The organism is Winogradskyella luteola (assembly GCF_019203985.1).
Taxonomy (GTDB): Bacteria; Bacteroidota; Bacteroidia; order Flavobacteriales; family Flavobacteriaceae; genus Winogradskyella; species Winogradskyella luteola.
On the sequence record NZ_JAGSPD010000025.1, the window covers coordinates 1 to 6,804 of the forward strand.

A 6,804-nucleotide genomic window follows, 5' to 3' on the forward strand; every position below is an offset into this window, starting at 1 on the left:
TATGAAAAGAAGACGAAAAGAGCATTTATTGCAATCTTTAAATCTATAGCTTAACTTTAAACCTAATTGGTAAACATTCTTTGAAGACTTACAAACATTAAAATTATATTAATGTTAAATAAATTATTAATGCCATATTTTAATATAAAAATTATTAAATTTATAAGATATTACTATAATATAGTAGTATTTCTTGTTGACTACATTTTAATATTACCAATTAACTTATAATTAAATTTCTCAACCTCTTTTATTGGTTTTGAATAAAGTTATTTAGGTGGTTTAATATTTAAAATTGTAGTTTATGAGAGGTGATTTATTACATGTTTTAAAGTCTTTATTAAAAGCGTCTAATATTAAAATCGATAACGAGGAATTAAAGATTCAGTTTCTTACGCATCCTTCTTATCCTAGTTTACATGCACTAACAGGTGTTCTCAATCATTTCAACATTACAAACGCAGCAGTTCGTTTGCCTTTAAAAGAAGATGTATTAGATGAGCTTCCCACTTTTTTTATTGCTCAGATAAAATCAGAAGATTCAGATGATCTTGGTTTGGTTAAGAAAAATGCAGAAAGTTACCAAATAATATATACTGAAAACAATAAAGTAAGCTATACTAAAAATGAGTTCTTTGAGAAATTTTTAGGCATAGTTGTCGTTGTAGAAAACGAAAACACACATATTAAACCATCCAGAAGTTTTAATTATAGAGATTATGTTCTTATTCCGATTGTTCTGACCATTTTATTGATGCAGTTTTTGTTTTATAAATCGAGTATTGCAGCTTTTATATATCTTATTTTGTCTATTCTAGGGCTTATTATTAGTTACACAATATTTAAGCAAGAACTAGGTGAAAGTACAATAGTTGGTAATGCTTTCTGTAAGGCTTCTGACGAAAACAAAGACTGCAATTCTGTATTAAATTCTAAAGGAGCTAAAATTTTAAAAAATTTAAAACTTAGTGATATTTGTATTCTCTATTTTTCAACAACTACTATTTTAACTTATGTATTTCAAATTACTAATACTTCATATAGTCTACTTTATTTAATTAGTTTTTTGGCATTACCTGTAACTATTTATTCGGTTTACTATCAAAAATTTATAATAAAAAAATGGTGTGCTTTGTGTTTAACTATTGCTACAATACTATGGTTACAGGCGAGCACTGCTTTTATATATAACGATTTAGAAATATCAATTACTATCATTAATGTTTTTGTTGTACTTACTCTGTACTCGTTAACATATATTATTTGGAATTATATAAGTAAATTAATTAAAGCCAATAATGAGCTCTATAATCTTAGACTTGAGTTTTTGAAATTCAAGAAAAATTTTGACTTATTCAAGTCAGCTTTATCAAGTTCGGAAACCCTAGATACAAATATTCCAACTACCTATGACATTAAGTTTGGCAATATTAATTCTAATCTAAAAATTACTATTGTTACCAATCCTTTCTGCAGTCATTGTAAAGCTGTGCATACGCTTATTGAAGATATCCTTAAAAAGTATAGTGAATCTGTAGAAATCACAATTAGATTTAATGTTAGCACAGATCAAAAGCAAACACAAGCTGTATCTATTACTAGTCGTATAATTGAATTATTTAATACAGTTGGACAAGATAAATGTTTACAGGCTATGCATGACATATATGGTGATTTAAAACCAGACGTCTGGATAGAAAAATGGGGACAGTGTAATGATTTTAACAAGTTCTATAGTGCTTTACAAGAGAACAGAGATTGGTGCATCAGTAAGGCTTTAAATTTTACACCAGTAATTTTAATAAACGGTAAAGAATATCCAAAAGAATACAATAGAACAGATTTGATTTATTTTATAGAAGAACTGAATGAGAGTTTAGTAGAAACTGTAGAATTAGAAACTGTTATTTAATAAAAACAAAGCCCTCATTGAGGGCTTTGAAGATTGAACAAATTCTCTCGCAAAGAATAGACACAATCTGTGAGTGTCTCAAAATGTTCACGGCTAATATAATGTTTAAAATTTTTTTTATGAAAAATTTAGAAAAATTAAGCCAACTCTTAAAACAAAAATGGGAAAAGCTAATTAATAACGTTCTCAAAAGGTTTTGTTCAAATCTTTACTTGAACAATTTGCATACTAATTTAAAAGGATATCGCCATACCCAACACATAGAGTCTGTATTTGTTGTAAAAATTAATAAAAAGACTATGACATAGATATACAACAATAGTCTATTATTTCTATAAAATAACATAAAGCTTTATATATACGTTGAGTAAATCATTTCCAACATACCGACAAACAGAGGCTAAAGATTGCGGGCCTACCTGTATTAAAATTATAGCCAAACATTATGGCAAACTAATCAACACCCAACATTTACGTAACTTAAGTGAAACAACGAGAGCGGGAAGTAGCTTATTGGGTATAAGTGAAGCTTTTGAATCCGTAGGGTTTCGGTCTTTGGGTGTTAAAATGAGTTATGAAAAATTACTTGAGGCTCCGCTACCTTGTGTTTTACATTGGAATAAAAATCACTATGTAGCATTATATAAAATCAAAAGAGATAGTCTTTATATCTCAGATCCTGCTCATGGATTAATTACTTATGGTAAGAAAGAGTTTTTAAAATACTGGATAGGTAATAATGCTGATGAGCAAACCGAAGAGGGTATTGCATTGATGGTAGAACCTACTCCCAAATTTTACGAAGAAGAGTTTGAAGAGGATGAAAAGTTTGGGTTTAATTTCATATTTAAATACCTATTCAAATACAAGAAATTTATAGTCCAATTAATTATTGGCCTATTGGCTGGTAGTTTATTACAATTAATCTTACCCTTTTTAACACAAAGTATAGTAGATGTTGGTATTAAAAATCAGGATCTCAATTTTATTTACCTTATTTTATTTGCGCAGTTGTTTTTATTTATTGGTAAAGCTACTTTAGAGATTATACGAAGTTGGATTCTACTCCATTTAAGCACACGAATAAATATCTCTCTTATTTCTGATTTTTTTATTAAGCTTATGAAGCTTCCTATTTCCTATTTTGATGTTAGGATGACAGGCGATCTTTTACAGCGTATCAATGATCATAAGCGTATTGAGCGCATATTGACAACCTCCTCATTAACAACATTATTTTCTTTTTTTAATCTCATCATTTTTAGTTTAGTGTTGGGCTATTATAGTATGCAGATATTCGCAATTTTCGTTATTGGAAGCGTGCTGTATTTTGCTTGGGTACTGTTTTTTTTCAAAAAGCGAAAAGAACTCGATTATAAACGTTTTTCGAGAGTTAGTGAAGAACAAAGCAAGGTTATTGAGTTGATCAATGGTATGCAAGAGATTAAGCTACATAATGCAGAACGGCGTATGCGTTGGAATTGGGAATATGTACAAGCCAGACTATTTAAAATTGCATCAAAAAGCTTGGCTCTAGAACAGACACAGAGTGTGGGTTCTAATCTCATAAATGAATTAAAGAATATGTTTATTACAGTTTTGTCAGCAAAATTAGTGATTGATGGTGATATTACTCTAGGTATGATGCTCGCTATAAGTTACATCGTAGGTCAATTGAATTCACCGATTACACAACTTATAGGTTTTATGAGGGACTTACAAGATGCGAATATATCTCTTGATAGGCTTGGTGAAATCCATAACAAAGAAGATGAAGAATCGCCTGATGATAATAAAATTTCAGAATTACCAAAGGACAAGACATTAACTTTGAAAAATATCTCTTTTAGATATATTGGCGGGTTAGAACCTGTTTTAAAAGATCTTAGTCTTACTATACCTGCCAATAAAATGACTGCGATTGTAGGAGTTAGCGGAAGTGGTAAAACGACATTGATGAAGTTGTTGTTACGGTTTTATGAGGTTGAAAAGGGAGAAATTTATTTAGGTCCTTTTAATCTAAATAACATATCCCAGAAGGAGTGGAGAGCCAATGTGGGCGTAGTAATGCAAGAAGGCTATATTTTTAACGATACTATAGCTAGTAATATTGCTGTTGGGGAAGATTATATTGATAAAGATAGATTGGTTTATGCCGTAGGCGTAGCTAACATATCCGAATTTATTGAGTCCCTTCCATTAGGGTTTAACACAAAAATTGGAGCCGAGGGTACGGGTTTAAGTACTGGGCAAAAACAAAGATTCTTGATAGCAAGATCTGTATATAAAAATCCGCAATTTTTATTTTTTGACGAAGCTACTTCTGCTTTAGATGCTAATAATGAAATGGAAATTATGCAAAAACTCGATAAATTTTTTGAGAATAGAACAGCTGTTGTTATTGCACACCGATTAAGTACTGTTAAAAATGCGCATCAAATTGTAGTTTTAGATGAAGGTCGTATTGTAGAAATAGGAAACCACAAAGAGCTAATTAAGAAAAAAGGAAATTATTATAACCTAGTTAAAAATCAGTTAGAACTAGGAAGTTAAAACATTCTCTCGCGAGGAATAGACTCAAACCTTGAGTGTCTTAAAATGATCAAGGCTTTTTAATAAATATTTAAAATTTTTAATTATGAAAAATGTATTAAAATTAGGTCAAGCTTTAAGTAAAACCGAACAAAAGCAAATTAATGCTGGGACTTTAACATTTAATCAATGTCCATCCCCTTGTCAATATTCTAATAATTATAATTGTTGCATGTGTCCACCTAGTGTTCCGGTACCTCCTAGGGATAATAGTCTAATCGAGCCACCATGCATTACCTATAATGCTGCACACTGTTGGGTATATCAGGAATTTGTATGCTAGTAAACACCTAAGTATTGAGTTTCTTTTCTTGTTTATTTGCCAACAAAATAAGCAGTTGGTTAGCGGATGATTAAACTCAATGAATAGGTAATTGTTAATTTATTTTAGCAACTATTAAACATAAAAAATGACTAAAATGTTCTTTCACGAGAAATAAATACATATCACTATTGTGCATGTAAGCTTTATTTTGAAGGAGGCGAAAAGTGCAGAATTTAGGATTGTTTATTAATTAGTCTTTCCAGGTAAGTCACATCATACTGTGGCTTACCTGGATTAAAAATTTACAATATGCCAAAAAGTACTTTAAATATAGAATTACGCAGCGAACAAGTCCAAGAAATACTAACAGCAGTACCCAATTGGATGATTCGTTATGGCAATACATTAGTTTTAATACTAATACTTATGCTGCTGTTTATATCTTGGTTTGTAAAATATCCAGACATTATAAGCTCTAAGGCATTAATAACTACAGGGTTATCGCCTCAAAAAGAGTATGCAAGAATTAGTGGGAATATAGATACGCTGTTTGTTAAAGACAATGAATTGGTACAAAAGGGAACCGCACTAGCTATAATAGAAAACACAGCAAATCCCGAAGATGTATTTTTCCTTAAATCAATTATTGATACAATTAAGCTAAATAAAGAGAATTTTAAATATCCATTAGAGGATATGCCTATTTTGTTTTTAGGAAGTTTAGAGACCGATTACGCATTGTTCGAAAATAATTATATACAATATCAATTAAATAAACAATTACAGCCATATGCAAGCGAAAGATTAGCAAATAATAGCTCTTTGTCTGAATTGCAGCTCAGGCTAAAAACGTTGCAATCTCAAAAACACTTAAATAAATCAGAAATGGTGTTTCAGAAAAATGACCTTGAAAGACACCGGCAACTTTTTGAAAAAGGAGTTATATCAAAACAAAATTACGAATCTAAGCAGTTAAGTTATTTTCAAGCAGAACGAAATTTCGCAAATATTGATGCCTCTATTTCTCAAATACGAGAGGCAATTAGTACCGCAAACAGTAATGCAGTTAATACGTCAATTAATAAAACAAAAGAAGATATTAGTCTTTTCAAAAATGTAATCCAATCCTTTAATCAATTAAAGAGAGCATTAAAAGACTGGGAAATGAATTATGTGTTAAGTTCTGATATTGAAGGCACAGTATCGTTTTTAAATGTTTGGAATGCAAATCAATCTGTAAATCAAGGAGATCTTGTGTTTACAATTATACCAAAGAACAATAAATCTTATTTAGCAAAACTAAAAACACCTGCAAATAATTCAGGTAAACTAAAAAATGGGCAAACTGTATACATAAAGTTAGAAAATTATCCCGAGACAGAGTTTGGAACTTTAAAAGGTAAAATATCATCTATTTCTATGGTGCCAGATGAAGAAGGTTTTTATCTCATTGATGTATTACTGCCAAAGAACAAGTTAATAACAACATATAATAAAGAAATTATATTTAAATATGAGATGCGTGGACAGGCAGAAATTGTAACTGAAGATCTACGCTTAATTGAACGCTTTTTTTATCAATTAAAAAACGTGTTCAAGAATTAAAAATATTCTCTCGCGAAGAATAGACACAAACCTTGAGTGTCTTTAAATGTTCAAGGCATTTTAAACAATTAATAAATATTTTAATCATGAAAAATGTATTAAAACTAGGAAAGGCTTTAAGTAAAGCGGAACAAAAAAATGTCAACGGTGGTGATAGCCCTGTATGCGGATGTTGTACGGATGATTATGTCCAAACTGGTCCTAGTGACTGTCAATGGACACCACAAGGTGGTTTTGGGTTATGTGCTGGTACTATTGTCAACGGTCAGTGTTGTCTTTCAAGCCTGTAACCCAGTATCATTATTCTACTTACTGGTGTAGAGTATAGCATCTATTTGTTTTTAGATGAAAAGGCTGCTTTGCAGCCTTTTTAAACCTTATACTTGGTGTTGTGGACTTACTATATTAACTTGGACAATAAGTTGAGGAA

At 30.4% G+C, this 6,804-nt stretch carries 4 protein-coding genes; all 4 read left to right on the forward strand.

The genetic code is table 11. The features are described 5' to 3' along the window. Nucleotides 1–304: 304 nt before the first annotated feature. The 4 genes from KCG49_RS16110 (at nt 305) to KCG49_RS16125 (ending at nt 6,664) form a co-directional block, all read left to right on the forward strand. Nucleotides 305–1,912 (forward strand): vitamin K epoxide reductase family protein, encoded by a 1,608-nt coding sequence (locus tag KCG49_RS16110; protein ID WP_218547981.1) that lies wholly within the window; start codon nt 305–307, stop codon nt 1,910–1,912. A gap of 363 nt (nt 1,913–2,275) precedes the next feature. After that, nucleotides 2,276–4,465: a peptidase domain-containing ABC transporter gene (locus tag KCG49_RS16115; RefSeq protein ID WP_256260048.1), complete on the forward strand. Its 2,190-nt coding sequence runs from the start codon at nt 2,276–2,278 to the stop codon at nt 4,463–4,465. Nucleotides 4,466–5,078: 613 nt separating this feature from the next. Then, the gene (locus KCG49_RS16120; RefSeq protein WP_218547983.1) at nt 5,079–6,374 is read left to right on the forward strand and encodes an HlyD family secretion protein; all 1,296 of its coding nucleotides are present in this window, start codon (nt 5,079–5,081) and stop codon (nt 6,372–6,374) included. A gap of 86 nt (nt 6,375–6,460) precedes the next feature. Next, the gene (locus KCG49_RS16125; protein ID WP_218547985.1) at nt 6,461–6,664 is read left to right on the forward strand and encodes a hypothetical protein; all 204 of its coding nucleotides are present in this window, start codon (nt 6,461–6,463) and stop codon (nt 6,662–6,664) included. Nucleotides 6,665–6,804 lie beyond the last annotated feature (140 nt).